The organism is Micromonospora palomenae, assembly GCF_007829925.1.
Lineage (GTDB): Bacteria > Actinomycetota > Actinomycetes > Mycobacteriales > Micromonosporaceae > Micromonospora > Micromonospora purpureochromogenes.
On the sequence record NZ_VIXA01000002.1, the window covers coordinates 1,899,891 to 1,914,632 of the forward strand.

Annotated in this window: 13 protein-coding genes; 9 read left to right on the forward strand and 4 right to left on the reverse strand. The window is 74.7% G+C overall.

Annotated features, from left to right (window positions below; translation table 11 throughout):
• Window positions 1-5 precede the first annotated feature (5 nt).
• Complete coding sequence (locus tag FHX75_RS19970; RefSeq protein WP_211364502.1) at window positions 6-1,052, reverse strand: glucose 1-dehydrogenase; 1,047 nt, start codon at window positions 1,050-1,052, stop codon at window positions 6-8.
• Between the two features lie 105 nt (window positions 1,053-1,157).
• Here FHX75_RS19970 and FHX75_RS19975 point away from each other — a divergent pair, with 105 nt between their 5' ends.
• Together FHX75_RS19975 and nuoH are read left to right on the forward strand one after the other, a co-directional pair.
• On the forward strand, window positions 1,158-1,940 hold the full coding sequence (locus FHX75_RS19975; RefSeq protein WP_154941785.1) for an NADH-quinone oxidoreductase subunit C: 783 nt from the start codon (window positions 1,158-1,160) through the stop codon (window positions 1,938-1,940).
• Window positions 1,940-2,902, forward strand: a complete 963-nt coding sequence (gene nuoH / locus FHX75_RS19980) for an NADH-quinone oxidoreductase subunit NuoH (protein ID WP_088960216.1) — start codon at window positions 1,940-1,942, stop codon at window positions 2,900-2,902. The genes FHX75_RS19975 and nuoH overlap by 1 nt, the downstream gene beginning before the upstream one ends.
• A 10-nt stretch (window positions 2,903-2,912) precedes the next feature.
• On the opposite strand, the gene FHX75_RS19985 is transcribed toward nuoH, so the two are convergent.
• Window positions 2,913-3,950: a glutathione S-transferase family protein gene (locus FHX75_RS19985; protein ID WP_154941786.1), complete on the reverse strand. Its 1,038-nt coding sequence runs from the start codon at window positions 3,948-3,950 to the stop codon at window positions 2,913-2,915.
• Between the two features lie 134 nt (window positions 3,951-4,084).
• On the opposite strand from FHX75_RS19985, the gene FHX75_RS19990 reads away from it, so the two are divergent.
• The gene (locus tag FHX75_RS19990; RefSeq protein WP_154941787.1) at window positions 4,085-4,492 is read left to right on the forward strand and encodes an ester cyclase; all 408 of its coding nucleotides are present in this window, start codon (window positions 4,085-4,087) and stop codon (window positions 4,490-4,492) included.
• A gap of 110 nt (window positions 4,493-4,602) precedes the next feature.
• Here the strand turns inward: FHX75_RS19990 and FHX75_RS19995 are convergent, their stop codons facing one another.
• Both FHX75_RS19995 and FHX75_RS20000 read right to left on the reverse strand, forming a co-directional pair.
• Window positions 4,603-7,122, reverse strand: coding sequence for an MSCRAMM family protein (locus FHX75_RS19995; RefSeq protein ID WP_154941788.1), 2,520 nt, complete (start codon window positions 7,120-7,122; stop codon window positions 4,603-4,605).
• Between the two features lie 88 nt (window positions 7,123-7,210).
• The gene (locus tag FHX75_RS20000) at window positions 7,211-7,783 is read right to left on the reverse strand and encodes a Uma2 family endonuclease (protein WP_154941789.1); all 573 of its coding nucleotides are present in this window, start codon (window positions 7,781-7,783) and stop codon (window positions 7,211-7,213) included.
• A 104-nt stretch (window positions 7,784-7,887) separates the two neighbouring features.
• Here FHX75_RS20000 and FHX75_RS20005 point away from each other — a divergent pair, with 104 nt between their 5' ends.
• The 6 genes from FHX75_RS20005 (at window position 7,888) to FHX75_RS20030 (ending at window position 14,720) form a co-directional block, all read left to right on the forward strand.
• Window positions 7,888-8,478, forward strand: coding sequence for a NuoI/complex I 23 kDa subunit family protein (locus FHX75_RS20005; RefSeq protein WP_154941790.1), 591 nt, complete (start codon window positions 7,888-7,890; stop codon window positions 8,476-8,478).
• Window positions 8,478-9,044 carry an NADH-quinone oxidoreductase subunit J family protein gene (locus FHX75_RS20010; RefSeq protein ID WP_246158231.1) on the forward strand — a complete coding sequence of 189 codons (567 nt, stop codon included), beginning with the start codon at window positions 8,478-8,480 and terminating at the stop codon, window positions 9,042-9,044. The genes FHX75_RS20005 and FHX75_RS20010 overlap by 1 nt, the downstream gene beginning before the upstream one ends.
• Window positions 9,041-9,439, forward strand: a complete 399-nt coding sequence (gene nuoK, locus FHX75_RS20015; protein WP_246158234.1) for an NADH-quinone oxidoreductase subunit NuoK — start codon at window positions 9,041-9,043, stop codon at window positions 9,437-9,439. The genes FHX75_RS20010 and nuoK overlap by 4 nt, the downstream gene beginning before the upstream one ends.
• Entirely contained in the window at window positions 9,436-11,367 is a 1,932-nt protein-coding gene (locus FHX75_RS20020; protein WP_154941791.1) for an NADH-quinone oxidoreductase subunit 5 family protein, read from the forward strand. Before nuoK ends, FHX75_RS20020 begins: the two co-directional genes overlap by 4 nt.
• A 205-nt stretch (window positions 11,368-11,572) precedes the next feature.
• On the forward strand, window positions 11,573-13,075 hold the full coding sequence (locus FHX75_RS20025) for a complex I subunit 4 family protein (protein WP_154941792.1): 1,503 nt from the start codon (window positions 11,573-11,575) through the stop codon (window positions 13,073-13,075).
• 154 nt (window positions 13,076-13,229) lie between these two features.
• Entirely contained in the window at window positions 13,230-14,720 is a 1,491-nt protein-coding gene (locus tag FHX75_RS20030) for an NADH-quinone oxidoreductase subunit N (RefSeq protein ID WP_154941793.1), read from the forward strand.
• Window positions 14,721-14,742: the final 22 nt, after the last annotated feature.

A 14,742-nucleotide genomic window follows, 5' to 3' on the forward strand; every position in this document is an offset into this window, starting at 1 on the left:
CCGGCTCAGGCGGTGAACTCGAGCACCGTCTTGATGTCTCCGCCGGTGTGGGTGTACGCCTCGGCGTACGCCGACACCGGCACCCGGCGGGTGACCAGCGAGTTCAGCCAGGAATGGTCGGCCCGGGCGAGCGACTGAGCGGCCAGGTCCCAGTGCCGGCGGTTGGCGTTGACCGACCCGAAGACCACGTTGTTCTCCAGCACCAGATCCCGGTTGAGCGCGCCCGCGTCGAAGTCCATGTGCCGGCCGCCGCTGGAGACGCCGGTCAGGCAGACGATGCCGATCGGCCCGGCCTTGCACATCGCGTCCAGCAGCACCGGCGGCGCGCCGGTGCACTCGATCACCACGTCCGGTTCGAAGTCCAGCTCGGCCACCGGCACGGTGTGGTACGTCGCGCCGAGCGCCCGGGCCAGGTCCGGCTTCGGGCCGGTGGTGTTCCGGTCGAGGACGTGCACCGCCAGGCCGCGCTGGGTGGCCAGCAGCGCGGCCAGCAGGCCGATCGGCCCGGCGCCGGTGATCAGCGCGGTCTGCGGCTTCCACTCGGCGCGGGCGCCGATCCGCTCGATGTGGTCCCAGGCCTTCGCCACCACGCTGGTCGGTTCCAGCAGCATCCCGACCGGGGCGAGGGCCGGGTCCAGGCCGACGGCGAACTTCGGTTGGATCCGCCACCGGTCCCGGGCGAAGCCGGGCAGGCCCTTGATGCCGTGCTCGGTGTACTGCCCGTTGCGGCACATGTCCCACTCGTCGACCGCGCAGTTGGGGCAGGGCACCGGGTCGGGGCGTCGGACCACGCCCGCCACCAGGTCGCCGGGTTGCAGGGTGCCGGTCGGGTCCTCCAGCACCCGGCCCAGCGACTCGTGCCCGAGCACCAGCCGCTCCTGGCCGGGCGGGGCCTCGCCGTACTCGCCCGCGACGATCTCCAGATCGGTGCCGCAGATGCCGACCGCCATCGCCTCGACCAGGATCGCGCCCTCCTCGGGCGGCGGCTCGGGCCAGTCGTCCACCAGCCGCAGCGAGTCGGGCACCCCGGGAGTCACAGTGACAGCACGCACGGTGACCATCTTTCCCCCTCCGGCGTCCACCCGCCGGGTAAAGCGGCCAGATGCCGCCCGGGCGGCCCGACACGGCCGCGAGCCGGCGGCCCTAGGATCAGCGGCATGACTCCGGAAGAGGTCGGCCAGCGGGTGGTCGCGCTGCTCGCGCCGGTCGAGGCCACCGCGTCGGTCTCCGGCGGTCAGTCCCACGCCCGCGCCACCGTCGACGTACCCCTCGCGAGCTGGACCGACGCGCTGCGCGCGGCGCGCGACGACGCCGAGCTGGCCTGCGACTTCTTCGACTGGCTCTCGGCGGTCGACGAGCTGGCCGACGGGTTCGACGTGGTGGTCCACCTCTGGTCCACCACCCACCGGCACGGGGTGCTGCTGCGCACCCGGGTGCCCCGCGAGTCGCCGACGGTGGCCTCGGTGGTCGACCTCTGGCCGGGCGCCGCCTGGCACGAGCGGGAGACCCACGAGATGTTCGGCATCGACTTCGCCGGTCACCCCGGGCTGGCCCCGCTGCTGCTGCCGCCGGAGTTCGAGGGGCATCCGCTGCGCAAGGAGTTCGTGCTCGCCTCCCGGGTGGCCAAGCCCTGGCCGGGGGCGAAGGAGCCGGGCGAGTCGGAGGCCGGCGGCGGTCGTCGGCCGATCCGGCCGCCGGGCGTACCCGCGCCGGGGGAGTGGGGCACCACGCCGACGCCCGCCGGGGCGGCCGGGGTGGGCGAGGGGCCGCGCGGCGGTACTCCGGCCCGCCCGGTCCGGGAGCGGCCCGCCCGGCCGGCTCCGGGCGCGCGTGCGGCGCGTACCCCGGGGGCCGGGGCGACCGGCGACGGCCCGGCGGCGGCCGGAGAGCCCGCGACCGGCGACCGCCCGGCGCCGCGCGACGAGGAAGGTACGGCCTGATGCCCACCTGGTTGGAGCTGGTGATCCGGGTCGGTGGCGTGCTGGTCGCCTTCCTCACCCTGCCGCTGGTGGTCGGCCAGGCCGAACACAAGGTGATGGCGCACATGCAGGGCCGGCTCGGCCCGATGTACGCGGGCGGCTTCCACGGCTGGGCGCAGCTGGTCGCCGACGGGGTGAAGTTCGTGCAGAAGGAGGACGTCACCCCGCGCGAGGCGGACCGGGCGGTGTTCCGGCTCGCCCCGGTGGTGGCCCTCGTGCCCTACCTGCTGGTTCTGCTGGTCATCCCGCTCGGCCCGGACGACCTGGTCGGGCAGCCGCTGGACATCGGCCTCTTCTTCGTCCTCGCCGTGGTCGGCGTGGGCGTGGTCGCGGTGCTGATGTCGGCCTGGGCCTCGGCCAACAAGTACAGCCTGCTCGGCGGCCTGCGCGGGGCGGCCCAGCTGCTCGGCTACGAGCTGCCGCTGGTGCTCTCCGCCGCCTCGGTGGCGATGGCGGCGGGCACGCTCAGCCTCTCCGGCATCGTCGAGGCGTGGCAGCCCTGGTGGCTGCTCTGGCAGGCGCCCGCGATGTTCGTCTTCTTCGTCGCCGGGCTGGCCGAGATCCGGCGGCCCCCGTTCGACATGCCGATCGCCGACTCCGAGCTGGTCTTCGGCTACATGACCGAGTACACCGGCCTGCGCTTCGCCTTCTTCCTGCTCGCCGAGTACGTCGGCATCGTGGTGATCGCCGCGCTGACCACCGTGCTCTTCCTCGGCGGCTGGCAGGGCCCGTTCGCCGACGGTCAGCTCGGCTGGCTGTGGACGCTGCTGAAGGTCTTCGCGGTCTCCTTCGTGATCATCTGGCTCCGGGTCTCGTACCCGCGGCTGCGGGAGGACCAGCTGCAACGCCTCTGCTGGCTGGTGCTGGTGCCGCTCTCCCTGGCCCAGCTGGTCCTCACCGCCGCCGTGCGCGTCGCGCTCTAGCGGCCCGCGCTCAGCGCAGCGGGGTGTGGGCGGGGTCGACCCGCTCGCCGGCCGGCGGGGGCGGCGGCGGGGTGCCGTCGCCGAAGGGCCGTCCGCCGAGTTCCTCCCGGCCGTGCGGGGTGAGCCAGTTGGCCAGGTCGGGGCCGAGCGGTACCACGCCCGTCGGGTTGATGTCCCGGTGCACCTCGTAGTAGTGCCGCTTGATGTGGTCGAAGTCGACCGTGTCGCCGAAGCCGGGGGTCTGGAACAGGTCCCGCGCGTACGCCCACAGCACCGGCATCTCGGTCAGCTTGCTGCGGTTGCACTTGAAGTGGCCGTGGTAGACCGGGTCGAAGCGGGCCAGGGTGGTGAACAGCCGCACGTCCGCCTCGGTGATGGTGTCGCCGACCAGGTAGCGCTGGCCCGCCAGCCGCTCGGTCAACCAGTCCAGCCGGTCGAAGAGCTGGTGGTACGCCTTCTCGTACGCCTCCTGGCTGCCGGCGAAGCCGCACCGGTAGACGCCGTTGTTGACGTCCCGGAACAGCACCGCGCTCACCTCGTCGATCTCGTCGCGCAGCCGTTCCGGGTAGAGCTGCGGCGCGCCCTCGCGGTGGTACGCCGTCCACTCGGTGGACAGGTCCAGGCTCATCTGCCCGAAGTTGTTGGTGACCACCTGCCCGGTCGGCACGTCCACGATCGCCGGCACGGTGATGCCCCGCTCGTAGCCGGGGAAACGGGCGAAGTACGCCTCCTGGAGCCGCTCGATGCCGAGCACCGGGTCGCGCCCGCCCGGGTCCAGGTCGAACGTCCAGCTCCGGGCGTCGTGGGTCGGCCCGGCCACCGCCATCGAGATGGCGTCCTCCAGTCCGAGCAGCCGCCGCACGATGATCAGGCGGTTCGCCCAGGGGCAGGCGCGGCTGACCGCGAGCCGGTACCGCCCCGGCTCGACCGGGTAGCCGTCGCGCCCGTCGGCGGTGATCCGGGTGGCGATGTAGCGCTGGTCGCGGGTGAACTCACCGCCCGGCTCGACGTACTTGCCGCCGGTCGTCCCGCCTGCCGCCTCGCCCACGTCGCCCCCTGGAGTCCGTTCGTCGTGTCCCCCTCCCATCTTTGCCGATCTCCCGTCCCCTGGCCCGGGGACCGTCCGTCTCCGCGGTCGCACGGCCGCATTTCGCCCCGGCCCGGCCCGGCTAGGCTGCCCGGATGATCGATCTGGAGGCGCTGGCGCGGCGGTTCGTCGCCGACGTGTGGAACGGCGGGCGCGAGGAGTCCGCGTACGAGCTGATCGGGGCGGAGTGCCCGGGGCTCGGCGGGGCCGGGCCGGAGGCGACGCTGGCCTGGCACCGGGACCGCCGGGCGGCCTTCCCCGACCTGCGCTACAAGATCGTGGACGTGGTGGCCGCCGGCGACCGGGTGGCGGTGCGTTGGCGGGCGGCCGGCACCCAGGCCGGGCAGTTCGGCCCGGTGCCGCCGACCGGCCAGGTGGTCAGCTACTCGGGGGCGACGTTCCTGCGCTTCGACGCCCAGGGGCGGATCGTCGACGTGTGGAGCGTCAACGAGCTGTTCCAGCTCCTCCAGCAGCTCGGCGTGGAGATGCTGCCGCCGACCTGACCGGCGCCCCTCCGGGCCGCAGTCCGGGGTCCACTGCGGCGGGAACGACCGCGGCCCGCGCCGGCGCCCTTCGCGGGGGACGCCGGCACGGGCCGCGGACGCGCCGGGGCTCAGCCCGGCTTCGACGGGCCTTCCCGGGTCGCGACCGGGACGGCCAGGCAGGTGCTGCCCGGCACCAGGCGGACGCTGTCGATGACCTGCCGCGCGGCGAGGGTCACCACGGTCGGTCGGGGAGTGCTCCCGGCACCCCCGGTCGCGCCGCCGGCCACGTACCAGCACGGCTTGCCGCTGCCCGGGACGTAGCGCAGCAGCAGCGGACCGGCCGGCAGGCCGACCATCGCCTCGTCGTACGCCCGGCGGTAGACCGCCACCAGGTCTCCGGTGCTCGGGTGGTACGCCTCGACCGACCAGTACGTGCCCGCGCCGGCGCCCACGTCGAACTGCCGGATGCTGCCGTCGTAGCGCAGGGTGACCGGCGGGGCGGTCACGGTCGCGTCCGCCTTCACCTGCACCGGGGTGGCGAGGTACCGGTTGGTGGCGTTGCCGGACCAGGCCAGTGCGAAGGGCTTGTCGTCGCCGATCCACTGCCCGGTGTACTGCAACGGCCACCGGTACGGGCCGAGCCCGCTGATGGTGAACCGACCCTCGTACGGGTTGGTGAACACCGTGCACCCCTTGGCCGCGCCGCCGGGCAGGTCGGGCTGGTCGGCGCCGGCCTGCACGCAGCCCTCGACGAACTTGCCGTCCGCTCCGTTGACGGTTCCGGTGATCGAGCCGGCCCGGTCGAGGCGGATCGGTGCGGTGCTGGTCACCGTGCCGGCGACGAGGTTCAGGGTGGTGGCGGTGCGCCGGTCGCCGGTGCCGCCGGTGGTGGCGTACCACTGGGCGCCCCACGGCTTGGTCGACTGCACGAAGAGCTGCGTCGGGCCGGCGGGCAGCGGGCCGAGGGTCACCGCGCCCGAGGCGTCCGAGCAGTACCGACGGTTCTCGTTCTCCTGGCGGAGCGGAATGGTCGGGACCGAGTGGCCGGAGACCGGCTTGACGCAGACCCCGGCGACCTTGTTGCCCGCGCCGTCGACCACGCTGGTCTTCACCGTGGCCGCGGGCTCCATCTCCAGGGTGAGCCGGGTGGCCTTGCCCGACGTCACCTGGATGTTGCCGACCGAGCGCTGCCAGTACCCCGGGCCCGGCGTCACCCGCGCGGTCTCCGCCCGCTGGGTGGTGGCCCAGACCACCGGGAAGGTGACCCGGTTGGAGCCGCTCGGGGTGCAGGCCTTCTCGACCGACTCGACCAGTTCGACGCAGCCGCTGACCGGGCGGCGGGTGCTCTTGTCCACCAGGTCGATCTCGACCGAGCCGGCGGGCACGAGCCGCTCGTCGACGACGGTGGTCCCGCCCTCGGCGACGTGGACGATGGCCGCCTCCTCCGCGGTGGCCACGCCCGGGTGGAACTGGCGGGTCCGGCCGGCGGCGTAGAAGTAGACCCGGTAGTCACCGGCCGGCACCCGATCGAGCTGGTACTCGCCGTCGACGGCCATCACGCCGCCCCGCCACGAGTCGTCGACCGCCCTGGCCACCACGGACAGCGACCAGGGCATGGTGCCGCCCTCCTCCGGCGTGACCCGGCCGCGGATCGTGCCGCCACCGACCCGCAGCGCCACGTCGACCGTGGTGACCTCCTCCCCGGAGACCGGGTAGAGGGCCGCGTTGTCGAAGTCGTTGGCGTCCTCGGCCCACTGCTCCGGGAAGCCCGTCGCCTGGACCCGCAGCCGGTAGCGGTACTGGTACCAGAGGCGCTCGATCCGGTAACGGCCGGTTGCGTCGGTGCACGACCGGCCGACCTCGCCGCCGAGGTCCGCGTTGACGGCGGTCACGCAGGCGCCGGCGACCGGCTCCCCGGTGGCCCGGGCGGTGACCAGACCGGCGATCGTGCCGTTGCCGATGCTCGTCGGCGGCGCGACGGAGACGTACCGCTCGTCGACCGTGGTGGTGCTGCCGGCGGTGACCGTGAAGACGGTCCCGTCGCCCTGGCTCGCCTTGCCCGGCACCCACTGCTGCGGGACCCAGCCCTCGGGCCCCACGCCCAGCCGGTACGCGCCGACCGGCAGGTTGACCAGCCGGTACCGGCCCTCGTTGTCGGTCAGGGCGCGGGCCCGCCAGTCGCCGTCGACGGCCACCGCGGTCACCGCACTGGCGTACGCGGGGCTGCCGTCCGGGTGGGTGATCCGGCCCTGGAAGCCGCCCACCTCGGTGACCATGCTGAAGTCGGCCCGGCCGGTCGTACCCGGCTCCACGTGCAGCGGCTCGCCGTTGAAGTAGTCCGGGGCGCTCGGCCACCAGACGTCGGGCCGGCCGGTCGCCCGGGCCCGGATGTGCACGCCCCAGAAGGACTGCCCGGTGACCCCGGTGAAGGTGTAGGTGCCGGTGCTGTCGGTGCAGCGCGTCGCCAGCGCCAGTTCCGCCGTCGACATCAGCGAGACGCAGGCGCCGGCGAGGGGCGCTCCGGTCGTCCGGTCGGTCACCGTTCCGGTGATCGTGGCGCCGGGCTCGGCCTGGGCGGCCGTCGCTCCGAACAGCACCATGGCGAGGACGGCCAGCGCCGCCGTCACCCTGGTCGTGGTCTTCTTCATCCGGCCGTGGCCCCCTCGTACGTCGGCCGGAGCAGCATAGATGATCAACAACGTCGGCGGCGTCCCACGCGGGAGCGCCCGGATGAGGTCAGGCGCGGCGGGGGGTGATCCGCGCCAGCGGCACGTCGATCTCCCACGGCTCGGGCAGCAGGATGCCGTCGGTCATCCGGGCCTGCTCCACGTAGATCCGCTTCACCGGGTCCAGCTTGTAGGCGTGCACGACGATCCCGTCGGCGGTCTCGATCCGCCAGAAGTAGGGGATGTCCGCCTCGGCGTACAGGGCGGGCTTCAGGACCCGGTCCACGCTCCGGGAGCCCTCGGAAACGATCTCCACCACCAGCAGCACCTCGTGCGGGCGGTAGTGCGACGGGTTCCGCTCGGCGGCGTCGAGGTGGGTGACGAGCAGGTCGGGGATGAACGCGCGGGTCCGGGAGAGCCGTACCTCGACGGCCTGGGTCACGTCGAGGTCGGCGGGGCAGCTCTCTTGCAGGGCTGCCCCGAGCATCAGCGCGATGGACTGGTGGAGTCGCGTAGGGGAGGGCGACATGAGCAGGGTTCCGTCCAGGAGCTCGTGGCGGCGGCCGTCGTCCGGCAGGGCGTCGAGGTCGTCGGTGGTCCACTCGCCCGGCGGCGGGTAGTCGTCGTGCAGCGCGGCGGTCATCGACGGGTCCTTCCCGGTGCGTCGTTCTCCCCACCGTCACGGTACCGCCGCCGACAGACGGGTGGTGGTCGCGCGCGCCGGGGGCACAGGGCAGGATGAGCGTCATGAGCGAGCGCAGCGGCATTCCCGGCGAAGGGCTGGTGAAGGGGCTGGCGGTCACGCTGAAGACGATGACCAGCCGGTCGACCACCCAGCAGTACCCGGACGTCGCCCCCGAGCTGCCACCCCGCTCCCGGGGCGTGATCGCGCTGCTGGCGGAGAACTGCACGGTCTGCATGCTCTGCGCCCGGGAGTGCCCCGACTGGTGCATCTACATCGACTCCCACAAGGAGGAGGTGGTGGTGGCCGGGGCCGCCCGTCCCCGCCAGCGCAACGTGCTCGACAAGTTCGACATCGACTTCTCGCTCTGCATGTACTGCGGGATCTGTGTCGAGGTCTGCCCGTTCGACGCGCTCTACTGGTCGCCGGAGTTCGAGTACGCCGAGTACGACATCAAGGACCTGCTGCACGACAAGGACCACCTCGGCCAGTGGATGGGGACGGTCCCGCCGCCGCCCGCGCACGACCACAACGGCGAGCCGGCCAAGGAGGAGGCCACCGCCGCGCGCAAGGCCGCGGCCCCGACCAGCTCCGCCGCCCACCCCACCGTGGTACGCCCCGAGTCCGGCCCCGCCGCCGACGGGGGTACGCCCTGATGACCGGTGCGGACGTGCTGCTGCTCGCCCTCGGCGCGGTGGCGGTCGGGTCGGGCGTGCTGGTGGTGGGCACGAAGCACCTGGTGCGGGCCGGCCTCTACCTGGTGGTCTGCCTCGGCGCGCTGGCCGGTGACTACCTGGTGCTCACCGCCGAGCTGGTGGCCTGGGTGCAGGTGCTGATCTACGTGGGCGCGGTGGTGGTGCTGCTGCTGTTCGCGGTGATGCTGACCCGCGCCCCGATCGGCGCCTCCGACGACCTGGACCGTCCCGGCTGGCCGGCCGCGCTGATCGGTGCGGGCAGCGGGCTGGGACTGGCCGTGCTGCTGGTCGACGCGTTCCGCTGGACCCGGGTCGAGCTGCCGGCGGCGGGCACCGCCGAGCGCCTGGGTGAGCAGGTCTTCCGCTCCTGGGTGCTGCCGTTCGAGGTGCTCTCGGTGCTGCTGCTCGCCGCCCTGGTCGGCGCGATCGTCCTTTCCCGCCCCGACATCGGCCGCCGCCCCGACACGACCGCCGGACCGCTCGACCGCCCGACGGCCGCCCCCGACGAGGAGGGCGTCCGCCGGTGAGACCCGTCATCCCGTACGTCACCGCCGCGCTGCTGTTCGGCCTCGGCGTCTACGGCGTGCTGCGCCGCCGCAACGCGGTGCTGGTGCTGATGGCGGTCGAGCTGATGCTCAACGCCGTCAACCTGATCCTGGTCACCGCCGACACCACGGCGAAGGCAGCCCTGCCGCACGGCGGGCAGGTCTTCGCGCTCTTCGTGATCGTGCTGGCCGCCGCCGAGATCGGCGTGGGCCTGGCCATCGTGCTCCAGCTCTACCGGCTGCGGGCCAGCGTCGCCGTGGACGAGGTGCCGCTGACCGAGGCTCCGGCGCTCGTACCGGCCGAGCCGCTCGCCGCGGCAGCCGGGGTCGAGCGGCCGTCGGGCGGGCCCGCCGACCGGCCGGAGGGGGACCGGTGACCGGGCTGCTCGGGGCCGCGCTGCCGGCCGTACCCCTGGTGGCCGGCCTGATCGGGCTGCTGCTGCCACCGTCGCCGCGCGGCGCGACCACCGGGGAGGACCGGGCCCGGCGGGTCGCGATCGGCCTCGGGGTGGCCGGCGCGGCCGGGGCGCTGCTGATCGCGCTGGTCCTGCTGGCCCGGGTCGGCGACCCGGTCGAGACCTCCACCACCTGGATCGACCTGGGCGGGCTGCGGGTCACCCTCGGGGTGCGGCTGGACGGCACCGCCGCCCTGGTCGCGGTGGCCGTCACGGCGGTCGCGCTGGCCGTGCAGGTCTACTCCACCGCCTACCTGAAGCGGGGCCCGCACGACGACGTCGAGGTCGACCACCGCTACCCGCCGTACGCGGCCCAGATCAGCCTCTTCACCGCCGCGATGCTGCTGGTGGTGGTCGCCGGCGACCTGGTCATGCTGCTGGTCGGCTGGGAGGTGATGGGCCTCTGCTCCTACCTGCTGATCGCCCACGACCGGCGGCTGCCCGAGGCGCCGGCCGCCGCGATGAAGGCGTTCCTGGTCACCCGGGTGGGCGACGTCGGCTTCCTGCTCGGCATCGCGCTGCTCGGCGTCTCGGCGGGCAGTTTCCGGATCGCCGACGTGCTCGCCCACGACCACGCCACCGGCACCCTCACCGCCGCCTGCCTGCTGCTGCTGGCCGGGGTGGCCGGCAAGAGCGCGCAGTTCCCGCTGCACACCTGGCTGCCGGACGCGATGGCCGGCCCGACCCCGATCTCCGCGCTGATCCACGCGGCCACCATGGTCGCCGCCGGCGTGTACGCGGTGGCCCGGCTCTACCCCCTGTTCGAGGCCACCCCGACCGCGCTGGCCGTGCTCGGGGTGATGGCCTCGATCACCCTGCTGCTCGGTGCCCTCGCGGCGACCGCGCAGGACGACCTCAAGCGGGTGCTCGCCTGGTCGACGGTCTCCCAGATCGGCTACATGACCGGGGCGCTCGCCGTCGGCGCGCCGGCCGCCGCGCTGTTCCACCTGCTCACCCACGCCGCCTTCAAGGCGCTGCTCTTCCTCGCCGCCGGTGCGGTGATCCACGCCGTGGGCAGCACGCTGATGTCCCGGATGGGCGGCCTGCGCCGGGACATGCCGGTGACCTTCTGGTGCACGCTGATCGGGCTCGGCGCACTGGCCGGGGTGCCGCCGCTGTCCGGGTTCTGGAGCAAGGACGGCGTGCTCGCCGTCGCCGAGGCCGCCGCCCTGGACGGCACCGGCCCCGCGCCGGCCTGGGTCGGCTGGCTGGTCTGGCTGGCCGGGCTGCTCGGCGTCGTGGTCACCGCCTGGTACGCCACCCGGCTGCTGCTGCGCACGTTCCTCGGCGAGCCCCGGATGCCGCTGCTGCGTCCGCACGACCCGCCGGCCGCGATGCGCTGGCCGGTGCTGCTGCTGGCGGTCCCGGCCGCGCTGCTCGGGCTGGTCGGCTTCGTCCAGCCGTTCGCGGACCGGCTGCTCGTCCCGACCGTGCCGACGCTGGCGCCGGGCGAGGCGCTGCTCGTCCACGTCGGGCCGGCGCTGCTGCTGCCGACCGCGCTGCTGCTGCTCGGGGCCGGGCTGGCCTGGGCCGGCTGGCACCGGGACCCGGCCGCCGACCCGGCCCGCGCGCTGGGCCCGCTGCGGCCGGTCTTCGCCCGGGCGTTCCGGCTCGACGACGTCCAGCACGCCCTCGTCGTACGCCCGGCGAGGGCGCTCGCCCGCCTCGCGCGTACCGGTGACGAGGTGGGGGTGGACGGCCTGGTCGAGGGGAGCGGCCGGGGCGCGTCCGGCCTCGGCGGTGGCCTGGCCGCGCTGCACCGGGCGGCGCTGCCCCGCGCGGCGGCGGCGGTGCTGGCCGGCGCGCTGCTGATCGGCGTGGCCACCGTCCTGATCGGAGGGCTGCCGTGAGCGCGCAGTCGCGAACTGAGGTGGCACCGTGAGCGCGAGGAGTGAGCCGGTGTTGCGAGCCCCGCAGTCGCGAACTGAGGTGGCACCGTGAGCGCGAGGAGTGAGCCGGTGTTGCGAGCCCCGCAGTCGCGAACTGAGGTGGCACCGTGAGCGCGAGGAGTGAGCCGGTGTTGCGAGCCCCGCAGTCGCGAACCGAGGTGGGGCCGTGAGTCTGGGAGAGTTCCTGCTGGTCGCGGTGCTGGCCCTGCCGGCGGTCGGGGCGGTCCTCGTCGCGGTGACGCCCCGGGAGCGGGCGGCCCGGCTGGTCGGCACGGCGGTGGCCGCGTTGACCCTGGTCGGCGCGGTGCTGCTGGTGTTCGGCGACCACGGCTGGTTCGGCTACGGCCCGGCGCCGGCGGTGCAGCCGTGGCACCAGCTCGACCTGCCCTGGGTGCCCGGCCTGGACCTGCGCTTCCACCTCGGGGTGGACGGGATCTCCTGGCCGCTGGTGGTGCTCACCGCGCTGCTCACCCTGCTCTGCTGCGGCTACACCCTCTGGCGGGTGCCGGCCGGCGGGAGCGGGCGGGCGCTGGTGGCGCTGCTGCTGGTGGTCGAGGTGGGCATCCTCGGCACCTTCCTCGCCCTCGACCTGGTGCTCTTCTTCGCGTTCTTCGAGGTCGTCCTGCTCCCGATGTACGCGATCATCGCCGGCTGGGGCGGCGCGGACCGGCGCCGGGCGGCGCGGAAGTTCGCGCTCTACACGCTTCTCGGCTCGGTGCTGCTGCTGGTCGGCGTCTACGTGGTGGTGGCCGCCGCCGGCACCGCCGACATCGTCGCGCTCACCGGTGGGGCCGGGCTGTCCCGGGGCACCCAGTTGGCGGCGTTCACCCTGCTGGGGCTCGCCTTCGCGGTGAAGGCCCCGCTCTGGCCGCTGCACTCCTGGCTGCCCGACGCGCACACCCAGGCGCCCACCGTCGGCAGCGTGATCCTCGCCGGGGTGCTGCTCAAGATGGGTACGTACGGCCTGATCCGGGTCGCGGTCGGGGTCGCCCCCGAGGGGGCCCGCTGGGCCGCCCCGGTGCTCGGCGTGCTGGCCGTCGCGGCGATCCTGATCGGGGCGCTGGTCTGCCTCGCGCAGGACGAGCTGAAGCGGCTGATCGCGTACTCCAGCGTCGGTCACATGGGGTTCGTGCTGCTCGGGGTGGCCACGCTGACCACCACCGGCATCCAGGCGGCCCTGATCGGCAACATCGCGCACGGGGTGATCACCGGCCTGCTCTTCTTCCTCGCCGGGGCGGTCAAGGACCGCGCCCACACCGGCGCGCTCGCCGAGCTCTCCGGGCTGCGGGAGACCGCGCCCCGGCTCGCCGGGCTGCTCGGCTTCGCCGCGGTGGCCTCGCTCGGCCTGCCCGGGCTGGCCGGCTTCTGGGGTGAGGCGTTCGCCGTCTTCGCCGCCGTCCGGCGGGGCGGGCCGCTCTGGACCACGCTGGCCGTGCTGGCCGCGGTCGGCGGGGCGCTCACCGCCGCGTACTTCCTGCGGCTGCTGCGGCAGGTCACCCACGGCCGGCCCAGCCCGGCGGTGGGCCGGCTCGCGCCCGGGCTGGCCGGGGCCGAGCTGACCGCCTGGGCGCCCCTGGTGCTGCTCGCGCTCGCGGTCGGCCTGGCGCCCACGCTCGTGCTCGGCCTCGCCACCGGCCCGGTCGACGCCCTGGTGGGAGTGCTCCGGTGAGCGCCCGGACCCCGGTCGGCGGCGGCGCGGTGGGTGCGGACGGGACGGCGGGACCGCGCGGTCGGGGACGGAAGTGGACCGTCGCGCGTCGGACGTGCGGCGTGAGGGTCGCGGGCGGAGGCGGCCGGGTGGCCGGGCGGCGGGAGTGGGCGGCATGAGTCTCGTGCAGAGCGTGGACAACGTGGCGCTGCTGCCGGCGTACCTGGCCGCCGGCACCGCCGTACTCGTGCTCCTGGCCGACCTGCTGGTGGCCCGGCGCGCCTCGACGGTGGCCGTGGCCGCCGCGGGCGCCGTCGCCACCGCCGTCGGCGCGGCGCTGGTCGGCGCGGGGGAGACCCGGCGGACCTTCTGCGTCGGCGCCGACTGCTCCTGGATCCTGGACGGCCGGGCGGCCCTGGTCGCCGCCGTCTTCGCCCTGCTCACCCTCGGGGTCCTCGGGCTCTCCGGGCCGCTGCTGCGGGGCGGGCCGACGCCGCCGGGGGAGTTCTGCTTCCTGCTCGCCTGCTCGATGACCGGTGGCGTGGTGCTCGGCGCCGCCGGTGACCTGATCACCCTGATCGTCGCGTTGGAGACGCTCACCCTGCCGCTGTACGTGCTGGTCGGCCTGCGCCGGGGCAGCCTGGCCAGCGCCGAGGCGGCCGTCACCTTCTTCGTGGTCAGCGTGGTCGCGACCACCCTGACCCTGCTCGGCGCGGCGCTGCTCTACGCGGTCACCGGTGGGCTGCACCTGGACCGGCTGGGCGCGATCCTCGGCGACCGCCCGGAACTGCTCGACCTGCCGCTGGCCACGGCCGCCGTCGCGCTGGTGGTGCTCGGGCTGGCGTTCAAGGTGGCGGCGGTGCCGTTCCACGCCTGGGCGCCGGCCACCTACGACGGCGCGCCGCTGCCGGTGGCCGCGTACCTCTCCACCGCCTCCAAGCTGGGCGGGGTGGTGGCCCTGCTCGCCGTGGTGCAGCGCGCGCTGCCTGCCGACGTCACCGGCCCGGTGCTCGCCCTGCTCGCCGTGCTGACCATGACGGTCGGGAACCTGGTGGCGCTGCGCCAGCGCCGTACGGTCCGGCTGCTCGCCTGGTCGTCGGTGGCCCAGGCCGGGTACATCCTGGCCCCGCTGGGCGCGTTGGCGCTGGCCGCCGGGCGCACCGACGAGGCCCGGGCGGAGGCGTACGCCGCCGCCGTCGCGTACGCGGTCTTCTTCGTACTGCTGGAGTTGGCGGCGTTCGCGGCGCTGGTGGCGTTGCGCCCGGCCGGCGCGGACGGCGGCACGGTCGACGACCTGCGCGGGTCGGCCCGCCGGCAGCCGTGGGTGGCGGCGGCCCTCGCGCTGGCGCTGATCGGCCTGGCCGGCCTGCCGCCGGGGCTGGCCGGTCTCTTCGCCAAGGTCACCGTGGTCCGGTCGCTGCTGACCGGCGGTGCCGGCTGGCTGGCCCTGGTGGTGGCGGTCAACGCGGTGATCGGGCTCGCCTACTACCTGCGCCTCGCCGCCATCCTGTACGCCGGCGACGCCCGGCCCGGTGAGGAAGGCGGGGTGCCGGCTGCCGGCGGCCGGGTGGCCTGGACGGTCACCACCGCGCTGGCCCTGGCCACCGCGCTGGCCGTGGTGGTCGGTCTCGCCCCGCAGCTCGTCCTCGACCTCGCCGCTCACTGACCCCTTCTCCTGCCTACCGCCC

Bases quoted from the DNA above. Each gene is read 5' to 3' on its own strand.
- FHX75_RS19975 (WP_154941785.1), top strand. From the start codon at position 1,158: ATGACTCCGGAAGAGGTCGGCCAGCGGGTGGTCGCGCTGCTCGCGCCG.
- nuoH (WP_088960216.1), top strand. From the start codon at position 1,940: ATGCCCACCTGGTTGGAGCTGGTGATCCGGGTCGGTGGCGTGCTGGTC.
- FHX75_RS19990 (WP_154941787.1), top strand. From the start codon at position 4,085: ATGATCGATCTGGAGGCGCTGGCGCGGCGGTTCGTCGCCGACGTGTGG.
- FHX75_RS19995 (WP_154941788.1), bottom strand. From the start codon at position 7,122: ATGAAGAAGACCACGACCAGGGTGACGGCGGCGCTGGCCGTCCTCGCC.
- FHX75_RS20000 (WP_154941789.1), bottom strand. From the start codon at position 7,783: ATGACCGCCGCGCTGCACGACGACTACCCGCCGCCGGGCGAGTGGACC.
- FHX75_RS20005 (WP_154941790.1), top strand. From the start codon at position 7,888: ATGAGCGAGCGCAGCGGCATTCCCGGCGAAGGGCTGGTGAAGGGGCTG.
- FHX75_RS20010 (WP_246158231.1), top strand. From the start codon at position 8,478: ATGACCGGTGCGGACGTGCTGCTGCTCGCCCTCGGCGCGGTGGCGGTC.
- FHX75_RS20030 (WP_154941793.1), top strand. From the start codon at position 13,230: ATGAGTCTCGTGCAGAGCGTGGACAACGTGGCGCTGCTGCCGGCGTAC.